The organism is Providencia sp. wls1914 (assembly GCF_009706645.1).
GTDB classification, from domain to species: domain Bacteria; phylum Pseudomonadota; class Gammaproteobacteria; order Enterobacterales; family Enterobacteriaceae; genus Providencia; species Providencia zhijiangensis.
In genome coordinates, this window is sequence record NZ_WLUN01000004.1 from 214,899 (window position 1) to 236,762 (window position 21,864).

Genomic DNA, 21,864 nt, shown 5'->3' on the forward strand with positions numbered 1-21,864 from the left:
GAAAAGTTAAATAAATGATAAAAAATTATTCTGATAGTGATAGATGATTTAGTCAGTTATTATATATGATATAGCTTGTTGTTAAGTGAATAAGTCATTAGTAGATGATTTAAAATATAAGAATAAATTTAAGTATATAAACGTAAGCTATCATTATTTGAAAAAAGTTAAGATAATCCTTGATCATTGTTTTTGTGATTTTGTAATATAGCTCATGCCGTAGGTCATCATTAAATGAGTAATTAAATTTTACGTCATTAATTGATAGGCATAATAAGTAAATATACACAGGTATTAATCTGAATTTTATGTGATTACTATCACTCTTTTATTTTTATATTACATGGATTATTGGTTTTATTTGTAATTTAAATCAACCAATTGCAGTTTTAAGTGAAAAATATCTATTTATGAATGTCACTAAATGATGTGATGTATGTCGCGTTTTATTAACGTAAGTCAATTAATTAAACTTGGTGTGATGATAATTTAGCTGCCCTCATAATTGGTATTCAATCTAATAGTAAAAGGAGTATTTATGAATGAAAATGAAATTGCGAAAAAGCTAGGGATTAAGATCCGTATGCAAAGAGAGAGTCATAAAATGAGTCTTCAGCAAGCGGCCGATTTAATTGGTGTTTCTGAAGATGAAATGAATCGTTTCGAGAGTGGAGAAAGCTGTATTGATGTTGATTCTCTTTTTCAATTTGCCTATTTATTTAACTTGGAACCTGCATCATTCTTATATGGCGTTGTGAACATAAATAGCGGCGCTCGAAGTACACTTCATTAATAATATCAGTATGTTATGTTCTTATTCATTTATTTTTTAAAGGTTAATTATCACTAGGAAAGTAAAAGATTTTCCATTTTCGACACCGTTTTGATAAAAGAGATTCCATGAATTTAATCGTCTGACCGGAAGAGATTATCTGTTTTACTATTATAGGTTGTTTCTTCCGGCTTAATACGCTGGTTTTAGATTATACCTGCATGAAATTTTTACACATAACAATTATCTATTATGAATAATCTCATAAAGCTCATCAAAATTATCAAATCTAAGAATTAAATAAAACTCCAGTCTCAATTTGAATTAATATCGCACAAAGTTAAATTATATTGATAGATAAATTTAAATTTATTTAAATAATAATCTTAGTTTAATCATTTATAAGTTAATGGTCATATTTTTATACGAGAATATACGAATATTTATTAAACGTTAATGATTGTATTACTTTTTATGTTAAACAAATAAATGGATACATTTAGTCATTATTTACTCATAATCCATTTGTTAGTATTAATAAGCAGCTGTAAACTGCTGACGAATAAATTGTGGCCGCTCTACCTCATCTAATATTGCCACGGCTAAATCCTGAACAGATATTTTTGCGGGGGTATTGCCGTTCATTAATAGCTGTTTTCCTCCAAGGCGAAATGTTTCTGTCCGCGCGCCATCTTCAAGCATTGCAGCAGGAGAAACAAACGTCCAATCTAAGCTATCGATTGATTCCAACGTCGTTTTAAATTCTTTGACAGCTTGAGCTCCGGGCCAGATATTGGCTGGAAAATCGGGGGAGTCGAGCAATAAAACACCTGGAGCGATTTCTAAGCTTCCAGCACCACCAACCACGATAAATCGTTTTATGCCTGCTTTTTTCACAGCCTCTAAGATTGCTTGATTACCTGCAACTGTATCACGGTACAGATTAGGGTTACTCCATCCACCATTAAATGCGCTAAGCACCACATCTTGACCTTTAAGCCGAGATGTTAGCCAAGCCACATCCGTAATATCTCCGGATTCAGTAATTAAATGGGCATGTTGAGGAAGCTGATTGCTGTGACGAGAAATCGCAGTGACTTGATGATGACGCATTAAGGCTTCAGAAACCAATGCTTTACCGACAAAACCAGTCGCTCCTAGGATCGATATTTTCATGTTTAGCTCCAGCTGCCTTTTCATTTGTCAGGTTTAATGAATGTTAATGAAAGTATAGAGCATGAAAATTTATTTGGTTGTTTTTTATCTAAACTCGAGAGCGACAAAAATCAATCACATGGGCGATCCTTTGCTGAAATTCGGGTGTCAGGCCAGCAGGGGAAAGCCCTAATGAAATTTGCCGTAATGGTTCAGCTATTGCCATAGAGAGGATCAAATCGCTGATAACGGCAAAATCATGCTGTTGGATAATTTCGTCTTGCGCATGGCGGGTTAGCCATTGATTGAGTAATTGGCGACTGCGCTCAATACCGTTTTGTTGGTATTTTTCTAAGAGCAATTCTTTGTGTACAAAATCTGTTTGTAATAAGCGATAAAGCCCAACGGCTTCTTGGGAAAGAACAGTTTTTGCGACAATTTCTAAGTTATTTTGCAATAGGCTAAATAGCTCATCGCGGGTCGTAGCTTTTTGTTCAAACAATGGCACAAAGCTATCTGTCCAATTGAGTACCACTCTTTCAACAAGCTCTTCACGATTTTCCATAAAACGATAAATGGTTTTTTTAGCTACACCAGCACGTTTTGCCACATTATCAATACTGGTGAGTTGGTATCCATCTTCAAGTAGTGAATTCAGCGCTGCATTCATGATTTTTTCTTTGAGAAGCGCCTCAGGAATACTTGGACGGCCTCGAGTTGGTTTCTTCTCGCTGCTGTTTGACATAAATGGCTTACCTCATTTTGCTATCTTGACTTTTTTTCATTTTAGCTCAAAACTAATTAGGAAACAAAATAAGTTTCCAAAATAACCAAGATAGGTAGGTCATCATGAAAACAAATCAAACATGGGCAGTTAACGACATACATCAGTTGCTACTTCCACATCCGTTACGCATGGAAATGGGTATTGAGCGTGATGAGAATGGGTTATTAACAGTCGCGGTTCGGACGGATTTGCATGGCTGTAAAGGCCGAATGCTCGCGTGGTGGTTTACCTTTTTTGAAACCACTCAACATATCCACTGGTGGCATCCCCATGATCATGTTGCTCATCACGGTTGGGATGATAAATGGCAAAAAGGGGAGAGTTTTATTGGCGCTTCCATCCATGCAGTTGAATCTCTCGGCGCGATCCCACCAGTGGCAGCGAAGCTAAAATTTAGAGATCCAACGGATTTTTTTGAAACTTCAGCTTATGAAAAAGCCATCAAAGAGGGGCATATTTCCGGTGCAGTTTGCTCTTCGATTGGCTTTGGTGAGCATATTGAAATGGATGCTGAGGGTTATCCTACTGATGGGAAAATGATGCATCTAGCGCGCGACACTGAGTTTGGTTGTGTATTACGTAGCCGTTTCTTGCTAGGCGCATCTCTTGAAGATCCACGTACACAGCTGCCCGATGAAATTGGATTAGAGTTAATGCGTCACTGCTATAACGAATTTACCTATTTGTCTCGTTTCTTGCCGTCGTTGTATTACGGCGAGCACGCGAATGGGGAAAGTGCGCCATTACCATGGTGAGCTCGTGTAGAGCTTAAGCGAGATATCAACATAATTAAAATATAAACAAAGTCTGGGTGGTTAGCGCTATACCTCCGAATAGTGTTAGCTTTCTGGGCTTTTTTCTCTAAATAGTTTCAAGATAATACTGGTAATGATAGCGATAGCTCCACCTAAGGCAGTTTCAAGAACGCGATCAAACAATAATGTATAAACAGGGTGACGCCAATAAACTACTTGTTCAAGAACCGAGAGTATTAGGCTGGTGACGACAAAAGTCATAAAGGTATAGCCGTGATGAAAGCTCATTGGCAGCAAAAAGGCGAAAACTAAAATAGCCACTAGACCAATATAAGGCATCAACGGGGTATTAAATAATAAGAATAGGAATAACACGGAAATTAAACTACCCGCCACCCGTTGAAGCGTAATGCGCACAATACTTTCAGATTTTGGATGCAATACAAACACGAAAGTCAGTAGTGTCCAATAAAAATGCCCTAGGTCTACCATCCGGGGGATGGCCAAAGTTAATAGTAATCCAATGGTATAGGTCATTGACCGTGGAATAATATTTTTACGTAGAGTAAATAGATTTTTTTCCACAGTAAGTGGCGTAATAATGGAATGGCGAGTCATTTTGTGGCTGAGAAAATAATAGGTGAGCAAGGTGACGCCACTGCCAATTAAAAAACCTAAGGTCAGGCTTTTCGATACTTCAGGCAAGATTGTGCCAATAGTGGACATGATAATCATGAATTTCATGGTTAAGTCCATGATCGGATCTGTGCCATAGAGCTGATAATAGATAAATGAGAATATAGCCAGATAAATATAAAACCCAGTCCCCAAGCGTAGCGTATCGCCAATATAGATAGCGACTAAAATCATGGATAGCCAAAAAGCGGTATAGAGGTAATTTTTATATTCTTTAGCGGCGTTAAATAGGTTAAATGAGTAGAGTGTCGAAAATGCTGCCCACATGGCGGCCTGAACGTTGATCAGTGCGAGTGCGGTGAGGGCACTTAAAACTAAGCAGCTGCTGAACAGTATTCCGTCATGGATAGCAGGGATTTTCTTCATATTATGATGCTCAAAATTCGTTATCTAACTCTTTCATTATTAAGAGTATTCTATGATAACATATTGCTATTTGAAGACAAATTTCCTCCATCAATAACCTATGAATCTTTGTTTTTGATGGGATAAATAAAGATGTTGATTATGCGTGAATGTATTCATCTATCTGAAAAAATGCATAATAGCGCAGAACGAGAGCAATTTGTCGTCATGATAAGGAAGAATAAATGCAAATAATTAATCCCCATGATTTTGTTTGGGTTGGTAGTAATAACGATGTCCCTCTTGATACTCTGCCGGAATGGGTTCAAACGCAGTGGAACAGTAAACTACCCCTTATTGTGCACCGAGAAAAAGCCGGTGAAAGCCAATTAACCGTGGCTATTCGTGGTATTAAGCCCCATCAGCGTGTGACGACCCAAATTTCAAAATCGGCCATTACGCACATTATGAATGTGGAATCTTTAGTGTCGAATTCCATTGAATTGCAACGTTCGATGTTTATTGCGTTACCGCCTATCCAAGTTTTGTTACTAATTTCTCAGCACAATTGGCCTTGGAAATGGGGTGTGACGGGTAGCTGCGCTTATACATTGGCGACGGATATTCAAAGTATGCTGACAGATTGCGACCTGGATGTTGTGATCCGCTGCCCAACTCGACAGCAAAAAGAAGATTTTGCGCAATTTGCGATTAAAGCGAATACGCCATATTGCCCAATTGATATTCATGTGGAAACACCGAAAGGTGGATTTTCTTTAGCGGAATGGTTTAAAAATGACCAAGTGACGCTGCACACCCCAACGGGGGATGTGATGACTGCAGATCCTTGGGATGAAAGCCTCTAGGTGATTTGTGACTGAAATAAGCAGTTTGGGTCTATTTCTTACTCAAACTGCTCAAAAATTAATTTTGATGCTCGTACAGGTGTTTTTTTAGTGTTCGATAGACGGCTCGATTTCTGCAGCACGTTTCCACTCTTGCATCGCCGGTAATGCAATAATGCGTTCAATCCATTGTTGAGCGTGTTCATTGACTTTTAATTGGTAGCTCTGAATGCGAAATGCTACTGGTGCAAAAAATGCATCGACGGCAGTAAAGTGTTTTCCTGCTAACCAAGGCCCTTCAAACTTATCAAATCCTTCCTGCCATAATTGCTGAATGCGATTTAAGTTTCCTTGTAGCTCATGGGATATTTCAGTGAGAGCTTCATTTCTTGTCACATTCATCGGGCACTGTTGGCGTAGTGCAGAAAAACCTGCGTGCATTTCAGCGCTCGCGCAGCGAGCCCAGGCTCTCGCTGATTTTTCAGTGGGCCAAACTTGAGGGAAATCTTCGGCAACATATTCACAAATTGCCAAAGAGTCCCAAATGGTTTTATCACCATCAATCAGGCATGGCACTAAGCCTGAAGGTGAAAAACGGCTAAATTTTTCATGGCTACTTTTTCCATTTTCGAAGAAGCAAATATTCTCTTCAAAAGGGATTTGCAATGCTTTTAACAAGATCCAAGGTCTTAGAGACCATGAGGAGTAATTTTTATTGGCAATCCATAATGTATACATACGCTAGCCTCTAAGAATAAAGAAAAAACAACCCATAGACAGAGTATCAATTTAGCAGGAATAGAGAAAATTAGGTTAATTTATTCGTTGAAATAAAAATCTTGCCTACCTATTTTAGAAAAGCTGAACTACATTTATAACAAATTCATCTATCATATTATGATGAGCAATAAGAAAATCAGCAGATTAAATAATCACGGACGTTATTAGGTGTAATCTATTTACATAAACAGAAGATTCTTTATTAAAGGTTTACGCTTGTAATAAGAAAAATAGAATTCACCTATTTTTCATTATGATGATGATACTATTTGAATATCTTCGACAAAATATTTGTTTAACTTTGGGATAGGAATAAAGCCAGATTAACCTTATGATTATTCCTACTTGGTAAAACAAGTAATTACCTTTAAAACTATATGGTTTTTAAACTATGCAATGGAAAAATAACGCCACTCGTTATGGGCATCTTTCGCTGCTCATTCATTGGTTGGTCGCAATTGTCGTATATGGAATGTTTGCATTAGGCTTATGGATGGTGTCATTAGGCTATTATGACACCTGGTACCATCAAGCTCCTGAAATACATAAAAGCATAGGAATGTTGCTATTCTTTATCATGCTTTTTCGTGTGGTTTGGCGATTTATTTCTCCACCACCTAAGCCGTTATCGAGCTATAGCAAATTAACGAAATTTGCTTCAATTACGGTTCAGCTTTTAATTTATATTATTTTATTCTCTATTTTGATCAGCGGTTATTTAATTTCAACTGCGGATGGACAAGCAATAAGTGTATTTGGTTGGTTTGAAGTGCCTGCATTATTTACAGGTGCAGCAGAACAAGCGGATACAGCAGGTGAAATTCACCTTTATTTAGCTTGGGCTGTTGTTTTGTTATCTGTTTTGCATGCATTTGCAGCTTTAAAACACCATTTCTTTGATGGTGATATTACTTTAAAAAGAATGTTGGGTTTTAATCCCGATAAATAACGTGGAGAGAGTTATGTTGAAGAAATCTATTTTAGGTCTTGCTGCGGGTACTTTATTATTATCAGCAGGATCTGCACTGGCAGAAAACTATCAATTTGATAAACAAGGCCAACACGGTTTTATTGAGTTTCGTATCCAGCATTTAGGCTACAGCTGGTTATACGGTAGCTTTAAAGATTTTGATGGTAACTTTACTTACGACGCGAAAGATCCGGCGAAAGATAAAGTTGAAGTGACGATTAAAACTGGCAGCATCGACACTAACCACGCAGAGCGTGATAAGCATTTACGTAGCCCAGATTTCTTAAATGCAGCAAAATTCCCAGAAGCGAAATTTGTTTCTACAGAAGTGAAAAAAGAGGGTGATAAATACCTCGTAACGGGGGACTTCACCTTAAACGGCGTGACGAAACCAATCACTTTAGATGCGAAATTAACGGGTGAAGGTAAAGATCCTTGGGGTGGCTACCGCGCAGGCTTCGAAGCGAAAGGGAACATTAAACTGAAAGAGTTTAATATCAAATCTGATTTAGGCCCTAAATCTCAAGAAGTTGAATTAATGCTGTCTGTTGAAGGTGTTCAAGTTAAGTAATTCGTATTTTTGAAATACTTTCCTTCGATTTTTCAAAACCGCAGAGACTGAAATATGTGTCTGCGGTTTTTTCATTCTAAATACTCATTAGAACTGTTAATTTTCTGCTTTTTTCTTCGCATTTACTCTTATTCCTATAGCGATATATCCGCATTCACGACTAGAATAATGATAAGAGTTTATTATTGAGTATTGGTTTTTTGGCTTTTGTTGTTAACAACAAATTGTTAAAAGACAGATTGTTAAAAGGCAGATTCACTTTGAATACAAACAGTTCACGCAAAATCGCAGTAGTCGTTAGCATCATTTTTATTATCTTTGCGCTGGGTTTTTACTGGTTAAGTAAAGACAACAACGTACTATCGACGGAAAGTAATAGCGAAATTCATTCAGAGGCCATTGCTCAAGTTGAGAAAGAACTGCCGATTTTAGTCACTATCAAAAAATTAAGCCCTGTCACTTACCAGAGCTTCGAGCCTTTAATGTCTCAATATGATCCAGCTAATGAAGATTTACGTCGTCAATTATTGGATCAGGTTGTGAGCCAATCAATGAAGCTGGTCGTTGAGCGTATGCCTTATGCCTCCGATGAAACAGTGATTAATTTTGTCGCTAAAGTGAACGACAATATCAAATCATTGTTAGAGCAAGATCCATCAGGAAAAATGTGTTACGACGCGCTATTCCCTCAGTTAAGGGATCCTGCGGATGTCATTCCGCCACAAAAAAGCCAAGATGTCTTATTAAAACAAGTGAGTGCGATCGATGCTTTGTTGATTTCCAGCGAAGCTAGCGAGAAGCGTACCTCGTTATCTGAAGAAGAGTATCAGGCATTAATGGACTCTCTGAGAATCAAATTAACGGAAAAATACGGGAATGACGTCACCATGCTGATTGATGTGAAGGCTGGAAAAAAATCACCTGCAACAGTTTGCCAAATTTCGATTAGCTTGTATGACTCCGCACTGAATATTCCTGACAATCAGAAAAAAGCGGCATTATTACGCTCATGGTTTTCTGCAAAGAAAAAATAATAGCGGGCTGCTAATCCATTTCTTTAATAGGATTAACTCACTGGAAAACGTAAACAGTTTGATTGAGTTAATCCTTGTTGCATTTTGTTTCAATATCCATCCTCTAAAAACACGCTGAAAACGATATACTGTCTAATATAAATAATAGTTATTTATTCGCGCAGCTTATCTGCGCTACTTATTCAATACCCCTTGGAGGCAAGATGCGATTTGTGAAGAAAAGCATTGTTACGCTCTTAACCATCGCTGCAATTTATGTTCCTGCCATGGTTTCTCAGGCTTGTACCCGCGTTGTTTATCTCGGGGAAGATCAACAAATCATGACCGGTAGAACCATGGATTGGAAATATGATGTGGGTACCAATTTATGGATTTTCCCACGAGGCATGGAACGAAATGGCGCGGCAGGGCCACAATCACTCAAATGGAAATCCAAATACGGTAGCGTGATAGCGTCAGGTTACGATATTTCTACGACAGATGGCGTTAATGAAAAAGGGTTAGTAGCAAACTTACTCTGGCTTGCAGAATCGAAATATCCTGAGTTAGATAATAAAAAGCCCGCACTGTCTATTTCGCTATGGGCGCAATATATGCTGGACAACTATGCCACGGTTGAAGAAGCCGTTGCCGCATTAGAAAAAACGCCATTGATAGTCGCGACTGACAAGGTTCCGGGACAAAATCGCTTAGCGACTCTGCATTTATCGCTGTCTGATGCGAGCGGTGATAGCGCGATTATCGAATATATCGATGGCAAACAAGTCATTCATCATAGCCGTAAATATCAAGTCATGACTAACTCACCAGCTTATGAAAAGCAGTTAGCGATGCAAGAGTATTGGCAAGGTATTGGTGGCACGGTAATGCTACCGGGAACCAACCGCTCAGCGGATCGTTTCGCACGAGCGCAGTTCTACATCAATGCTATCCCACAAAAAACGACGCCAAATAAAGCGGTTGCCAGTGTGTTTGGGGTGATCCGAAATGTGTCCGTCCCCTACGGTTTAACATCGGAAACGTCTCCTGAGATCTCTTCTACCCGTTGGCGTACACTGGTTGACAGCAAGCGTCAACTCTATTTCTTTGAATCTGCTTTAACGCCAAATATTTTTTGGACGGATCTAAAGAAAATTGATTTTTCCAATGAAACCGGAAAAGTGAAAAAACTAGATCTCGGTGAAGAGCAAAGCCATATCTATTCGGGTGATGCGACTGCGCAATATGTGGATACCAAACCGTTTGAATTTTTAGGGCTGAGTGCAGAGCAGCTGGGTTACTAAGTTTTTAAAACCAAGTTTTTAAAACCAAGTTTATAAAACCAAGTTTATAAAACCAAATTTTTAAAACCGAGTTTCTAAGTCCAAGATTCCGAATTCAACCTCCTGTGCCCAGGAGGTTGATGCACATCAACTCATTCATTTTCTATCTATGAAAACGTTGCACTATCAAGATGAACGTCATAAGATGTATTTAATATGCAACTTAAAGGTGACCCCATGACTGAATTAGTGTGCTACAAAACCATGCCTGTTTGGGATAAGGCTTCGGTTCCGTTAATGTTCCAAGAACGCCATAACACCAAGGAAGACACATTCGCCCAATTGAAGGTGTTACAAGGCTCCCTCGATTTTATTATTTTTGGTGAAGATGGCAGCGAGCAAAAATTTACGTTTGATACGCAAAATCAACCGCCAGTGATCCAGCCGCAAGTCTGGCATCGTATTGCCGATTGCAGCGATGATATGCGTTGCCAACTCTCTTTTTTATGTCGTCCTGAAATTGCGTTTTATAAACAGTATGATCTCAGTGTGCCTCACTCTGAAGTGCGCTATCTTTGCGAGAATAACTTAGCAAAACCTTGCAAAGTATTGGATTTAGGTTCCGGCCGTGGGCGTAATAGCTTCTACCTTGCTCAGCAAGGGTATGATGTGACGGCGGTTGATATTAACCAAAACCATATTCAAGCCATTGAAACTGTTAAGCAGCAATCGGGCATAGAAAATATCCATACCGCGCTATATGACATTAATAGCCACCAAATCCAAGGTGACTATGATTTGATTGTTTCTACAGTCGTGTTGATGTTCCTACAACGGGATAAAATTGCTGACATTATCGCGGATATGCAATCGCATACTCGAGCGGGTGGGATTAATATTGTGGTATGCGCGGTAGAAACGCCGGATGCGCCACTGGATATGGTGCCATTTAAGTGCTTCTTAAAACCAGGTGAATTACAGCAGTATTATCAAGACTGGGAAATCCTCAAATACAATGAAAACCCAGGACACTTGCACAGAACGGATGCGCAAGGTAACCGAATTAAATTGAACTTTGCAACGTTGATTGCTAAGAAAAAATAACCTGCGATAGCGAAGATAAAAGGAAAATCAATTTATTGATTTTCGCCTGATAACACAAAGAGGGAAAAACCACGCTTTTATCCCTCTTTGTCATCAACATAATGGGTTGCCTAGGCAACCCATTTTGCGTTCTATGGTGAGATATAAATGAATTTTAGGGATTAGACGTTGCCGCTTGTTTTTCGCTGCGCTCTAAAGTTTTTTCGAGCAGTACAGAATAAAGTGGTCGACCCCCTAAGAATTGCGCCACCATCGTTGCGCCAATGCAGGTAATAATCATCGGTAAAATCAATTGATAGTTATTGGTCATTTCCAACACTAAGACAATGCCCGTTAATGGCGCACGCACTGTGGCGGCAAACAGCGCTCCCATGCCGGCTATTGCAAAGGTACCGACTTCAATCGAATAATGTGGGAATAGCTCCAGTGCCGCATAACCATAGATTCCGCCAAACAGTGTACCAAGGGCTAATAATGGCGAGAAAATCCCCCCTGGCGCACCGGAACTAAAGCTGATGGTTGAGGTTAAAAAGCGCAGGGCAAAAAAGACCATCAGCATGGTGATAGTAAAGCTATTGGCCACCATTTGATGGATCACGCTATAGCCACCCCCTACGACTTCAGGAGCAAACACACCGATAGCGCCACAGCTACCCCCGATCAAACCGCCCATCAAAACAAACCGCGACACTTTATTTTGGTAAAAAGCTAAAAATAGGCTTTGCAGATAGAGCAAGAAGCGGTTAAAGCCAATTCCCACGATCCCAAATAACATGCCTAAAATCAGATATAACCACAGAGTTTCCATGGGGGCAGAGGAGAATTGCCCAATATTCAGCACCGCGGCTTCACCATTAATAAGGCGAAAAACAATGGTGGCACTGACGGCACCAATAAACACGGCTTTGATGGAAATCAGGCTGTATTTAAATTGTGGTCGCATCTCTTCGATGATAAACAGGATCCCCGCTAATGGGGCATTAAAGGCGGTAGATAGACCCGCAGCGGCGCCCGCAGCTAATAATGTATGGCGAGATTCATTATCTTTGAGGCGAAATAGGTCATAAAACATTTGGCTAATGTTCGCCCCCAGTTGTACGGTAGGTCCTTCACGACCGAGCACCATACCTGAACCTAACGTACCTAACCCACCGATAAATTTCACTGGGATCACGCGCCACCAACGGACAGGGCGCAAATCTTGCAGTGCCCCTTCGATTTCCGGGATCCCAGATCCCCCCGCTTCAGGTGAAAAGCGTTTAACCAAATAATAGCCGAGCATGGCCAATAGGGCTGAAGCCACAAACATAGCGGGGATCACCAACCATTTGTTGGTGACATATTGGTTAACAGACGCGATACGAATATTGCTGACCCACTCTGTCCCTAGCATAAACAGGGAGCCTATCAGCCCAACGACGGCACCAATAATAGCCGCTAAAACAAGCACTTTGAGTGGCGTTTTATCGGATTCTTTCACGTGACGTAAAAAACTAAAATGGGTTTTGTTGTCTGATTTTGGAGTCGAATTAGCCTGCATCATCGCTTTTTGATTCTCTTAAAATGATTTAACAACAATAACTTATGAAGTATGAATGATAAACATAGTATAGCAATACTGCTTTGAAACCCCAGCGAAAAATCAACTGTGCTTAGTGAAACTGTCTATTTTACAACATTGAATAATTCTTATTTATAGTGAAAGTTAATGTAGATCAACAAACCTGCAAATAGAATTTTAAGGTGCTTTTCTATTTATTTAAAAGGGGTAATCTTAATGTTGTATATGAAATGCAACTTAAAGGGGTTTCCTCCATGTATTGTGTGCAATGTGAACAAACAATTAGAACTCCAGCAACCAATGGCTGCGCTTATTCGCAAGGTATGTGCGGTAAAACCGCTGAAACTTCAGACCTGCAAGATTTATTAGTTGCTGTCCTGCAAAGCTTATCTGCCAGTGCGGTGGTGGCTCGTGAACTGGGCATTATTGATCATGATGTGGACAGTTTCGCACCGCGCGCTTTCTTCTCTACATTGACCAACGTTAACTTCGATTCTGAACGTATTATCGGTTATGCCCGTGAAGCCATTTATCTGCGTGATAAATTAATCAAACATTGCCTGTCAGTGAATAGTGCAGTGGCATTTAACCATCCATTGATCAACCTGCAATTAGCAGGGCAGGATATTGCGACCCTGCAACAGCAAGCGGCACAATTTGCGTTAGATATCGATAAAGCGCAAATTGGCGAGGATATTCATGGCTTACGTATGCTGTGCCTGTATGGCTTGAAAGGTGCGGCGGCGTATATGGAGCACGCTCACGTTTTAGGTCAGTTTGATAACCAGATTTATGCTCAATACCATGAAATTATGGCGTGGTTAGGCACATTGCCAGCGGATATGAATGAGCTGCTCAACAATGCAATGGCTATCGGCATGATGAACTTCAAAATCATGGAAATTCTGGATGCCGGCGAAACGGGGGAATTTGGTCATCCTGTTCCAACGGAAGTTAACGTGCGCCCAGTTGCCGGTAAATGTATTTTGATTTCAGGTCACGACCTGAAAGATTTAAAAATGTTGTTAGAACAGACCGAAGGCACAGGCATTAATATTTACACCCACGGTGAAATGCTGCCTGCTCATGGTTACCCTGAACTGAAAAAATACGCTCATTTAGTGGGTAACTACGGCAGTGGTTGGCAGAATCAGCAAGTGGAATTTGCTAAGTTCCCAGGCCCTGTTTTAATGACCTCTAACTGCATTATCGACCCTGATGTAGGTGAATATAAAGCGCGTATCTGGACTCGTAGCATTGTGGGCTGGCCGGGCGTGAAACACATTACGGGCGACAGTTTTGCTGAAATGATAGCGCAAGCGCAGGAAATGGCAGGCTTCCCATACACTGAAATCGAACACAAAATTACTGTCGGTTTTGGTCGTCAAACCCTGCTGGGTGCTGCGGATGCGGTGATTGATCTCGTTGCTCAGAAAAAATTACGCCACGTATTCTTAGTCGGTGGTTGTGATGGTAGCCGTGGTGAACGTAGTTACTACACGGATTTCGCTCGTAGCGTACCGAAAGACTGCCTGATTTTAACGTTGGCTTGCGGTAAATACCGTTTCAACAAACTGGACTTCGGCACCTTAGAAGGCTTACCGCGTTTACTGGATGTGGGTCAATGTAACGATGCCTATTCTGCCATTATGTTAGCGGTGAACTTAGCAGAGAAATTAGGTTGTGGCGTGAATGACTTACCGCTGAGCCTGATCCTCTCTTGGTTCGAGCAAAAAGCCATTGTGATCTTGTTAACCCTGCTTGCTCTGGGTGTGAAAAACATTTACACCGGTCCAACGGCTCCGGGCTTCTTAACCGAAAATCTGCTGAATATTCTGAATGAAAAATTCGGTATGCGCAGCATTACCACGGTTGAACAAGATTTGGCGGAAATCCTGCCTGCGTAATTTGATGGAAACCAAGGGGGAAGCGGCTTTCCCCCTTGCAAGGAGTAACCCATGACCATGCCAACAAGCCTATGTCCGAACAGAATGCAAATTCACTCGATTGTGCAGGAAACCTCAGATGTTTGGACAATTAACCTGATTAATCATGATTTTTACCAATATGAACCGGGACAGTATGCGCTGGTGAGTATCAAAAACAGTGATGACGTGATGCGTGCTTATACTTTGTCTTCATCGCCGGGGCAAAGCCGTTTTATCTCCATTACGGTGAGACGATTAGACGAGGGAGCAGGCTCTTGTTGGCTAACTGGAGCGGTCAAACCAGGGGATTATCTTTGGCTGTCTGAGGCGCAAGGGGAGTTTACTTGTGCCAATGTTCAAAGCCACCAATACTTAATGTTAGCGGCAGGCTGCGGTGTCACGCCGATCATGTCGATGACTCGCTGGCTGATGGCGAATCGCCCAGAAACGGATGTCAAAGTACTGTTTAATGTGCGAGATGAAAAGCAGGTCATTTTTGCTAGTGAGTGGCAAAGATTGGTTCAGCAATATCCGCAACGTTTGCAGTTGTGCATCATGCCGGAAACACCCGATAACGGCGGTGTTGCACAAGGTCGCTTAAGCCAAGAAAAATTGCTGGAGTTAGTACCGGATATTCACGGGCGAGTGGTAATGACTTGCGGGCCTGTTCCGTATATGAAAAATGTACAGGAATTTTCTAAGGCACTAGGCGTTCCAGCAGAGCACTTCTTTATGGAGCGCTTTACCACTGGCGGCGATGAGGCCGTGAGTGAAGAGGTATTGAACTTAAAAATTCGTCACCGTTTAGTGAATTTCACTGTACCCGTGGGAACATCGCTGCTGTCTGCGTTAGAACAGAATAAACAACCGGTAATTGCGGCGTGTCGCGCGGGTGTGTGTGGTAGCTGTAAAACCAAAGTGCTCTCGGGAAATTATACAACCAGCAGTACCATGACATTAACCGCAGACGAAATTGCTAACGGCTATGTTTTAGCGTGCAGTTGCCAATTACAAGGTGACACAGAAATCGCTTAATCGATTTTCGATAATATAAAATTTAAATGCCTCATTAATTGCCATCTTATTATGAATATAAATAAGGTGGCTTTTTTGTTTATTAATCGATTTACTTGAGCAGCAAAATATAATTAAAAAATAATAAAGTAATTTATAGCGTGATTATGACTTTATGTATTATGAATAATATAAGTTTCTATTAAAGTTACAAATGGTTACACGCTGAATTTTTGATATACATTAACTTAAACAAAACTTAAACGAGGGTGGGCTATTAAAAAAAGAGCGGGGTAAAAGGGTGGTAATTGAACACTCAGTGGGTATAATTCGCGCCGCATCCAAAGTGCAGTATCTCGTTAGGCGAGGCTCCTATACAAACATAGGTTACTGATCTGACGACGTCGAGAGACGCCCAAGATTAGGACAGGATATATCGACCGAAGGTATATCCCCATGTAACTTCCTGATTGATTCAGGATACGTTGTATAGTGCTAAAACCGAGACGAAGAGATAGCAATCGCATTCTCTCATCTGGTTTCGCCCCTATGTGAGTACTGTTTGAGTAAACAACAGTAATAGGGACTAAAAAAATGTCATTTTCTACCCAGAACAAAGCGGGTGCAGTAGCTATTGCACAATCCGCGATGAAAGACGCTCGTCAAAAGTCTAATCAATCACAACCAACTAAAATTGATGATTCAACTGTTCACGCTTATATGAGCCAATCATATTTGCCAGTATCGGTTGCCGACTCTGTGGCATGTGTGAAGAAAAGTCTTATTGAACATCTCGAAGGCGAACAAATTCCAACGTATTTATTTGTCGTAGATAGTGAAAACTATTTAAATGGAATTCTGTCCGTTAAATCATTACTTGCCTCAGCAGAGGATTTATTAGTGTCGGATATTATGCGCCACAATTATTTCTCTGTTTCCCCTGAACAATCACGCCATGATGTTTATGATTTAATTAATCATAGCGGTTTGGATATGATCCCCGTTGTTCAGTTCGGTAAGTTAATGGGTGTATTACGTCCTCAAGATATAGCAGAGCTTATTGAAGACGAAAATACCCTCGATGCACAATTGCAGGGGGCGACTACGCCACTCGAAGAGCCGTATTTAACCACCAGTCCAGTCACTTTATGGCGTAAGCGTGTTGTGTGGTTATTAATGCTGTTTGTGGCGGAAGCCTATACTGGAACTGTGCTGAAAGCGTTCGAAGAGCAACTTGAAGCCGCCATTTCACTGGCGTTCTTTATTCCATTGTTGATTGGTACCGGCGGAAACAGCGGAACTCAGATCACATCGACACTCGTGAGAGCGATGGCGTTGGGGGAAGTAAGTTTACGTAACCTCGGTGCGGTATTGAAAAAAGAAGTTTCAACCTCGTTCTTAGTGGCTGTCACCATTGGCGGCGCGGCATTAATTCGTGCTTGGATCCTAGGTGTGGGTCATGAAGTGACTATCGTGGTGAGCTTAACGATTGTGGCTATTACCGTGTGGAGCGCGATTGTTTCTTCTATTATCCCAATGGTTCTGAAGAAGCTAAAGGTTGACCCAGCGGTAGTTTCTGCGCCATTCATCGCGACATTTATTGATGGTACTGGCTTGATTATTTACTTTGAAATCGCGAAATTAGTGATGACGGAGTTCGCTTAAGTTCAGTCCTACCTCTTGATGCGGCAGGGAATTAACACTCTGCCGCTGACTCAATTTCTCGCTTGAGAATTTCCCCGCATTTTCGACATAAATATTGGTTTTCACCACGTTCAACTTTGTTATGCCTTCTGATGGTCAGTTCATGAATTGTGTCGCAACCACAAAGATAACGAAAAGTTTGGCTTTTGACGCTGGTCACTGCAAAGTTGTGAGTCCGTTTCGCCGTTACCCCTAAAACAGTCTGCATCATCCATTTCCACTCATTGCCATGAGGGGCGACCCCTTTACGTCCAAATACACGATAAACCAGTAAATGAGCGAGTTCATGGGGGATCACTTCATCCACAAAATTATCTGGATTTTCAATTAACAACGTCGGGTTAACGCGAATTTCCCAATCTTTTAAATAGGCGCTGCCCGCGGTGGTTCCACGCTGTTTATAGTTGATGGAAGGCTCTGGAAATTTCTGTTCCAGTTTTTCTTCAGCTAACGCGAGCTTTTCACGCAGGGTTTTCATCACTCGCTGTTGGAGCAGGATGGGGACTCGGATTGTTTTCATGTCCTCAAGAATACGTGAAGTCATAGAGTTCTAACAAGTGATAATTGACAATTAATATATCAAAATATATATTATTTTTAGGTATAATAATATACATAAGTAACAAGGGATCCAATGATGCCAAAGAGTGAACAACCAAATTCAGAACAGCTGCTTTTAGCAATGACCCAAGCCGCAACGCAAACTGCGTCATTATTAAAAACACTGGGGAACCCAGACAGACTATTATTGCTGTGCCAATTAACGCAGGGCGAAGCGTGCGTGAGCGATTTAGAAGCTTCGCTAGGTATTGTGCAGCCAACGTTATCGCAGCAGTTAACCGTACTAAGAAATGAAGGATTAGTCGCAACGCGTCGGGAAGGTAAGCGTATCTATTATTCTATTGCAGATGAGAAATTATTTACCTTACTCAATACGTTGTATCAACTCTATTGTCCAGTGAAGGGGAATTAAAATGACGATTGATTGGGCGCATTTTACGCCAGGCTCTGCGGCAGTTGGCGGTGTTTTGATTGGTTTAGCAGTGGCAATATTATTGATTCTTAATGGGCGAATTGCCGGGATCAGCGGGATTTTAGCGGGAGTCCTTAAACCCACTAAAGGGGATACGGCGTGGAAACTGGCGTTTATTGTCGGGATCTTGGTTGCACCATTACTGTTTATTACCTTTGTGTATACGCCAGAAGTCACTATAGCAACGAGTATGCCATTACTGATTGCTGCGGGGTTGTTAGTGGGTTTTGGGACACGATTAGGTAGCGGTTGCACCAGTGGACATGGCATTTGTGGCATGGCGAGATTTTCCCGTCGTTCCATGGTTGCGGTGGCTATTTTTATGCTGGTGGCCTTTATCACGGTCGCTGTGATTAACCACTTTGGGTTAAGAGGATAAAGTGATGCCAATCATTATCGCGTTAGTTTCCGGTATTTTATTTGGGCTGGGCTTGCTGTTAGCCGGTATGGGTAATCCCGCAAAAATTTTGGCATTTCTGGATATCACGGGAAATTGGGATCCCTCTTTGTTGGTTACCATGGCAGTGGCAATGGTGATAAGCGGTATCGCATTCCAGTTAGTGAAAAAGCGCAAAACCAGTATACTGAATTGCCCATTACAGATCCCAAGCAGTAAAATTATTGATAAAAAATTAGTGATAGGCAGCGTGTTGTTCGGTTTAGGTTGGGGGCTTGGGGGAATTTGCCCGGGGCCTGCTATTTTATTAACTGGTATGGGACTGACTCAAGGTATTTTGTTTACGCTGGCGATGATAGCGGGAATGGCCATTTTCCAGCTGTTTCAACGTACTGAAAAGTAAGTTTCACGCATCAGAAAGTCATCAAGACTAATGAGTCAATTAATGGGATTATTCGACCCAGAAAATGAGGCGAATATAACCGTTAATTGACTCATCAATTTAACCCTATCAATTTAACCCTATCAATTTAACACCATGACCCCGTAAATAGCGGTTCTTGGCTTAAGCGATATCGTGTACTGCGTCCACCGCTAGCGCCTTCCTCAAGAAAGCCGTGCTCGACAAGCTCTGATAAATGGCGTGTGGCACTTGAGCGACTCACTTTTCCCACAGCCATATATTGGCGGTTATTGATCCCCTCAGCAAAGTCACCATCCAGCATCCTATTTAGCACTTTTAACTGCTCTGGTCGCAAAATACGTTGGTCAAAACGACTCCAATATTTTGTTTTTTCAATAGTTAATTGGATCTGTTGTAAGGTTTCATTGATGGCGCTACGCAGTGTGCTAATAAACCAAATCAGCCATTGGGTGAGGTCAACATTTCCACGTTGGGATTGTTCGAGTATTTGATAATATTGCTTTTTTTGTTCATTGATACATTGAGACATTGCATACAGCCTAACCGTAGTTTTTTCGGCTTGAGCTAAGGCTAAATCCATGATTAAACGCCCAATTCGACCATTTCCATCATCGAAAGGGTGAATAGTAAGAAACCATAAATGGGCAATGCCAGCGCGAAGAATGGGGTCTAATGTCGAATCATGGTGGCTGCGGTTAAACCACGACAGAAATTGCTCAATTTCGTGAGGAACTTGCTCTGCTGGCGGCGCTTCAAAATGAATAGTGGGCTTGTCTAATCGCCCAGAGACGACTTGTATTGAATTAGTCCTAAAACACCCAACGGCAATTTTATTAAACAGACTTTCATTCGATGGAAACATCAATGCATGCCATTGGCACAGCCGTTCAGCGGTTAATGTTTTTTCAAGATTGCTGATCGCATCTAAGGCGGATTCAACTAAGCCTTGTGTTTTTTGATCTATCGGGAACGGTGCATCATCGGAAATGCCCAAATGGTTAGCAAGGGAAGAACGTACGGAGCGTGCATCAAGCTTTTCGCCTTCAATATCACTGGAATAAATGATATTGGCGAGGATGTTATCCAATACGTGTTGGCGGATATCAAAGGTATCGCATCGACCATTCAGTTTGCCTTGAAGAAAAACAACATCACGCAGTAATGGTTGTAACTGCGTTTGATCATAGGTAAAGGTAGGCCAATTAGGTTGTTCCCAAATCCACATGTTGCGCTCCGATGAGGTGAATATTGAGTTTATTCTACCCAAAAAATGAGGCGAATAGAAAGGTTATTTGACTCATTACATTGGAGAGCAATTTTAGGCATAAAAAAACCCATCATTAAGATGGGTCTTTATTAAGCTGATTTTTGCGCTTAGCGTCAGTGACACTAGCGAAAATTACAGGCCAGCAGCTTCGCGCAGTTGTGCCGCTTTGTCGGTTTTTTCCCATGGGAATTGTGGGCGACCAAAGTGACCATAAGACGCAGTTTGCTGGTACATTGGGTGTAATAAATCCAGCATTTGAATTAGACCGTAAGGACGTAAGTCAAAGAATTCGCGGACTAATTTCACAAGCAATGCTTCGTCAACTTTACCCGTACCGAACGTTTCTACCATGATAGAGGTAGGCTCTGCGACACCGATAGCGTAAGAAACTTGGATTTCACAACGGTCGGCTAAACCTGCAGCAACGATGTTTTTTGCAACATAACGCGCAGCATAAGCAGCAGAACGGTCAACTTTTGATGGATCCTTACCAGAGAATGCCCCACCACCGTGACGTGCCATACCGCCGTAGGTATCAACGATAATTTTACGACCAGTTAAACCACAGTCACCCATTGGTCCGCCGATAACGAAACGACCTGTTGGGTTGATGAAGTATTTAGTCGCTGGAGATAACCATTCAGCTGGCAGAACCGGCTTGATGATCTCTTCCATAACCGCTTCGTGTAAAGCTTTTTGGTCAATATCTTCTGAGTGCTGTGTGGACAGAACTACCGCGTCAATACCGACAATTTTGTTGTCATCGTATTGGAAGGTGACTTGGCTTTTCGCATCTGGGCGTAACCATGGCAGTGTGCCATTTTTACGAACTTCAGCTTGGCGCTGCACTAAACGGTGTGCATAAGTCACCGGTGCAGGCATTAATACGTCAGTTTCGTTAGTTGCATAACCAAACATTAGACCTTGGTCGCCAGCGCCTTGTTCTAAAGGATCTGCACGGTCAACACCTTGGTTGATATCTGGTGATTGTTTACCAATTGCGCTTAATACTGCGCAAGAGTTGGCATCAAAGCCCATGTCTGAACTGGTATAACCGATTTCACGAACGGTTTTACGCGTAATTTCTTCAATATCGACCCATGCACTGGTAGTGATTTCACCACCAACCATGACCATGCCGGTTTTGACATAGGTTTCGCAAGCTACGCGCGCTTTTGGGTCTTGTTCAAGAATAGCATCAAGGACCGCATCAGAAATTTGGTCTGCAATTTTATCAGGATGCCCTTCTGATACGGACTCAGAAGTAAAGAGGTGTGTAGACATGAGATTAATACCTTAAGAATTCAAAGAACATTATAGTTGGATGTTTTAACATCTAGACGGCTATTCTAGACTTTTCAATGAATAATTTCTACCTGTTTTTCAGCCTAAAATGATAAGCGCATAAATGGCTAATTCAGTTAGTTTTATCGTGAATGTGAAATTTTAGATAATTTGCT

General features: G+C 41.2%; 21 protein-coding genes, 1 pseudogene and 1 riboswitch. Of the genes and pseudogenes, 14 read left to right on the forward strand and 8 right to left on the reverse strand.

Features of this window, described 5'->3' with window-relative positions:
- Nucleotides 1–538: 538 nt before the first annotated feature.
- A complete protein-coding gene (locus GKR74_RS03145; RefSeq protein ID WP_154602492.1) occupies nucleotides 539–793 on the forward strand; it encodes a helix-turn-helix domain-containing protein in 255 nt (84 codons plus the stop codon).
- Nucleotides 794–1,306: 513 nt separating this feature from the next.
- Here GKR74_RS03145 and GKR74_RS03150 read toward each other — a convergent pair.
- Nucleotides 1,307–1,948, reverse strand: coding sequence for an NAD(P)-dependent oxidoreductase (locus GKR74_RS03150; RefSeq protein WP_154602493.1), 642 nt, complete (start codon nucleotides 1,946–1,948; stop codon nucleotides 1,307–1,309).
- A gap of 88 nt (nucleotides 1,949–2,036) precedes the next feature.
- Nucleotides 2,037–2,672, reverse strand: a complete 636-nt coding sequence (locus GKR74_RS03155) for a TetR/AcrR family transcriptional regulator (RefSeq protein ID WP_154602494.1) — start codon at nucleotides 2,670–2,672, stop codon at nucleotides 2,037–2,039.
- Between the two features lie 104 nt (nucleotides 2,673–2,776).
- Here GKR74_RS03155 and GKR74_RS03160 point away from each other — a divergent pair.
- Nucleotides 2,777–3,514, forward strand: a pseudogene (locus GKR74_RS03160) (DAPG hydrolase family protein).
- Nucleotides 3,515–3,553: 39 nt separating this feature from the next.
- Here GKR74_RS03160 and GKR74_RS03165 read toward each other — a convergent pair.
- Nucleotides 3,554–4,531: an FUSC family protein gene (locus tag GKR74_RS03165; protein ID WP_154602496.1), complete on the reverse strand. Its 978-nt coding sequence runs from the start codon at nucleotides 4,529–4,531 to the stop codon at nucleotides 3,554–3,556.
- Nucleotides 4,532–4,755: 224 nt separating this feature from the next.
- On the opposite strand from GKR74_RS03165, the gene GKR74_RS03170 reads away from it, so the two are divergent.
- Nucleotides 4,756–5,376: a malonate decarboxylase holo-ACP synthase gene (locus tag GKR74_RS03170; protein WP_154602497.1), complete on the forward strand. Its 621-nt coding sequence runs from the start codon at nucleotides 4,756–4,758 to the stop codon at nucleotides 5,374–5,376.
- 87 nt (nucleotides 5,377–5,463) lie between these two features.
- Here GKR74_RS03170 and GKR74_RS03175 read toward each other — a convergent pair whose 3' ends face one another.
- Nucleotides 5,464–6,093, reverse strand: a complete 630-nt coding sequence (locus GKR74_RS03175; RefSeq protein WP_154602498.1) for a glutathione S-transferase family protein — start codon at nucleotides 6,091–6,093, stop codon at nucleotides 5,464–5,466.
- Between the two features lie 433 nt (nucleotides 6,094–6,526).
- Between GKR74_RS03175 and GKR74_RS03180 the strand changes: the two genes are divergently transcribed.
- From GKR74_RS03180 to tehB, 5 genes are all read left to right on the forward strand, one after another.
- Nucleotides 6,527–7,084 carry a cytochrome b gene (locus tag GKR74_RS03180; RefSeq protein WP_036952053.1) on the forward strand — a complete coding sequence of 186 codons (558 nt, stop codon included), beginning with the start codon at nucleotides 6,527–6,529 and terminating at the stop codon, nucleotides 7,082–7,084.
- Nucleotides 7,085–7,097: 13 nt separating this feature from the next.
- On the forward strand, nucleotides 7,098–7,676 hold the full coding sequence (locus GKR74_RS03185) for a YceI family protein (protein ID WP_036952050.1): 579 nt from the start codon (nucleotides 7,098–7,100) through the stop codon (nucleotides 7,674–7,676).
- Nucleotides 7,677–7,936: 260 nt separating this feature from the next.
- Nucleotides 7,937–8,710: a topoisomerase IV gene (locus GKR74_RS03190; protein ID WP_154602499.1), complete on the forward strand. Its 774-nt coding sequence runs from the start codon at nucleotides 7,937–7,939 to the stop codon at nucleotides 8,708–8,710.
- A gap of 203 nt (nucleotides 8,711–8,913) precedes the next feature.
- Nucleotides 8,914–9,993: a linear amide C-N hydrolase gene (locus tag GKR74_RS03195; protein WP_154602500.1), complete on the forward strand. Its 1,080-nt coding sequence runs from the start codon at nucleotides 8,914–8,916 to the stop codon at nucleotides 9,991–9,993.
- A 195-nt stretch (nucleotides 9,994–10,188) separates the two neighbouring features.
- Nucleotides 10,189–11,076, forward strand: a complete 888-nt coding sequence (gene tehB, locus GKR74_RS03200) for an SAM-dependent methyltransferase TehB (protein WP_154602501.1) — start codon at nucleotides 10,189–10,191, stop codon at nucleotides 11,074–11,076.
- A 154-nt stretch (nucleotides 11,077–11,230) separates the two neighbouring features.
- On the opposite strand, the gene clcA is transcribed toward tehB, so the two are convergent.
- Entirely contained in the window at nucleotides 11,231–12,619 is a 1,389-nt protein-coding gene (clcA, locus tag GKR74_RS03205) for a H(+)/Cl(-) exchange transporter ClcA (protein ID WP_154602502.1), read from the reverse strand.
- A 272-nt stretch (nucleotides 12,620–12,891) separates the two neighbouring features.
- Here clcA and hcp point away from each other — a divergent pair, with 272 nt between their 5' ends.
- The 3 genes from hcp to GKR74_RS03220 all read left to right on the forward strand — a co-directional run bounded on the left by hcp (nucleotide 12,892) and on the right by GKR74_RS03220 (nucleotide 17,244).
- Complete coding sequence (gene hcp / locus GKR74_RS03210; RefSeq protein WP_154602503.1) at nucleotides 12,892–14,544, forward strand: hydroxylamine reductase; 1,653 nt, start codon at nucleotides 12,892–12,894, stop codon at nucleotides 14,542–14,544.
- Between the two features lie 51 nt (nucleotides 14,545–14,595).
- Entirely contained in the window at nucleotides 14,596–15,600 is a 1,005-nt protein-coding gene (gene hcr / locus GKR74_RS03215; protein WP_154602504.1) for an NADH oxidoreductase, read from the forward strand.
- 327 nt (nucleotides 15,601–15,927) lie between these two features.
- A riboswitch (M-box (ykoK) riboswitch) is annotated at nucleotides 15,928–16,100 on the forward strand.
- Between the two features lie 73 nt (nucleotides 16,101–16,173).
- The gene (locus tag GKR74_RS03220) at nucleotides 16,174–17,244 is read left to right on the forward strand and encodes a magnesium transporter (protein WP_036951226.1); all 1,071 of its coding nucleotides are present in this window, start codon (nucleotides 16,174–16,176) and stop codon (nucleotides 17,242–17,244) included.
- Between the two features lie 31 nt (nucleotides 17,245–17,275).
- On the opposite strand, the gene GKR74_RS03225 is transcribed toward GKR74_RS03220, so the two are convergent.
- A complete protein-coding gene (locus GKR74_RS03225; protein ID WP_154602505.1) occupies nucleotides 17,276–17,803 on the reverse strand; it encodes a SprT family zinc-dependent metalloprotease in 528 nt (175 codons plus the stop codon).
- A 117-nt stretch (nucleotides 17,804–17,920) separates the two neighbouring features.
- On the opposite strand from GKR74_RS03225, the gene GKR74_RS03230 reads away from it, so the two are divergent.
- From GKR74_RS03230 to GKR74_RS03240, 3 genes are read left to right on the forward strand one after another with little or no spacing between them, the layout of a single operon-like run.
- On the forward strand, nucleotides 17,921–18,256 hold the full coding sequence (locus GKR74_RS03230; protein ID WP_154602506.1) for an ArsR/SmtB family transcription factor: 336 nt from the start codon (nucleotides 17,921–17,923) through the stop codon (nucleotides 18,254–18,256).
- 1 nt (nucleotide 18,257) lies between these two features.
- Nucleotides 18,258–18,695: a YeeE/YedE family protein gene (locus GKR74_RS03235; RefSeq protein WP_154602507.1), complete on the forward strand. Its 438-nt coding sequence runs from the start codon at nucleotides 18,258–18,260 to the stop codon at nucleotides 18,693–18,695.
- A 4-nt stretch (nucleotides 18,696–18,699) separates the two neighbouring features.
- On the forward strand, nucleotides 18,700–19,116 hold the full coding sequence (locus tag GKR74_RS03240) for a DUF6691 family protein (protein ID WP_154602508.1): 417 nt from the start codon (nucleotides 18,700–18,702) through the stop codon (nucleotides 19,114–19,116).
- Nucleotides 19,117–19,243: 127 nt separating this feature from the next.
- Here GKR74_RS03240 and GKR74_RS03245 read toward each other — a convergent pair whose 3' ends face one another.
- Nucleotides 19,244–20,362, reverse strand: coding sequence for a Fic family protein (locus tag GKR74_RS03245; protein ID WP_154602509.1), 1,119 nt, complete (start codon nucleotides 20,360–20,362; stop codon nucleotides 19,244–19,246).
- 174 nt (nucleotides 20,363–20,536) lie between these two features.
- Nucleotides 20,537–21,688, reverse strand: a complete 1,152-nt coding sequence (gene metK / locus GKR74_RS03250; protein WP_006661136.1) for a methionine adenosyltransferase — start codon at nucleotides 21,686–21,688, stop codon at nucleotides 20,537–20,539.
- Nucleotides 21,689–21,864 lie beyond the last annotated feature (176 nt).

What these genes read in the sequence shown, in the direction of transcription:
- GKR74_RS03145 (WP_154602492.1), top strand. Translation starts at nt 539, where the DNA reads ATGAATGAAAATGAAATTGCGAAAAAGCTAGGGATTAAGATCCGTATG.
- GKR74_RS03150 (WP_154602493.1), bottom strand. Translation starts at nt 1,948, where the DNA reads ATGAAAATATCGATCCTAGGAGCGACTGGTTTTGTCGGTAAAGCATTG.
- GKR74_RS03155 (WP_154602494.1), bottom strand. Translation starts at nt 2,672, where the DNA reads ATGTCAAACAGCAGCGAGAAGAAACCAACTCGAGGCCGTCCAAGTATT.
- GKR74_RS03165 (WP_154602496.1), bottom strand. Translation starts at nt 4,531, where the DNA reads ATGAAGAAAATCCCTGCTATCCATGACGGAATACTGTTCAGCAGCTGC.
- GKR74_RS03170 (WP_154602497.1), top strand. Translation starts at nt 4,756, where the DNA reads ATGCAAATAATTAATCCCCATGATTTTGTTTGGGTTGGTAGTAATAAC.
- GKR74_RS03175 (WP_154602498.1), bottom strand. Translation starts at nt 6,093, where the DNA reads ATGTATACATTATGGATTGCCAATAAAAATTACTCCTCATGGTCTCTA.
- GKR74_RS03180 (WP_036952053.1), top strand. Translation starts at nt 6,527, where the DNA reads ATGCAATGGAAAAATAACGCCACTCGTTATGGGCATCTTTCGCTGCTC.
- GKR74_RS03185 (WP_036952050.1), top strand. Translation starts at nt 7,098, where the DNA reads ATGTTGAAGAAATCTATTTTAGGTCTTGCTGCGGGTACTTTATTATTA.
- GKR74_RS03195 (WP_154602500.1), top strand. Translation starts at nt 8,914, where the DNA reads ATGCGATTTGTGAAGAAAAGCATTGTTACGCTCTTAACCATCGCTGCA.
- tehB (WP_154602501.1), top strand. Translation starts at nt 10,189, where the DNA reads ATGCAACTTAAAGGTGACCCCATGACTGAATTAGTGTGCTACAAAACC.
- clcA (WP_154602502.1), bottom strand. Translation starts at nt 12,619, where the DNA reads ATGATGCAGGCTAATTCGACTCCAAAATCAGACAACAAAACCCATTTT.
- hcp (WP_154602503.1), top strand. Translation starts at nt 12,892, where the DNA reads ATGTATTGTGTGCAATGTGAACAAACAATTAGAACTCCAGCAACCAAT.
- hcr (WP_154602504.1), top strand. Translation starts at nt 14,596, where the DNA reads ATGACCATGCCAACAAGCCTATGTCCGAACAGAATGCAAATTCACTCG.
- GKR74_RS03220 (WP_036951226.1), top strand. Translation starts at nt 16,174, where the DNA reads ATGTCATTTTCTACCCAGAACAAAGCGGGTGCAGTAGCTATTGCACAA.
- GKR74_RS03225 (WP_154602505.1), bottom strand. Translation starts at nt 17,803, where the DNA reads ATGAAAACAATCCGAGTCCCCATCCTGCTCCAACAGCGAGTGATGAAA.
- GKR74_RS03230 (WP_154602506.1), top strand. Translation starts at nt 17,921, where the DNA reads ATGCCAAAGAGTGAACAACCAAATTCAGAACAGCTGCTTTTAGCAATG.
- GKR74_RS03235 (WP_154602507.1), top strand. Translation starts at nt 18,258, where the DNA reads ATGACGATTGATTGGGCGCATTTTACGCCAGGCTCTGCGGCAGTTGGC.
- GKR74_RS03240 (WP_154602508.1), top strand. Translation starts at nt 18,700, where the DNA reads ATGCCAATCATTATCGCGTTAGTTTCCGGTATTTTATTTGGGCTGGGC.
- GKR74_RS03245 (WP_154602509.1), bottom strand. Translation starts at nt 20,362, where the DNA reads ATGTGGATTTGGGAACAACCTAATTGGCCTACCTTTACCTATGATCAA.
- metK (WP_006661136.1), bottom strand. Translation starts at nt 21,688, where the DNA reads ATGTCTACACACCTCTTTACTTCTGAGTCCGTATCAGAAGGGCATCCT.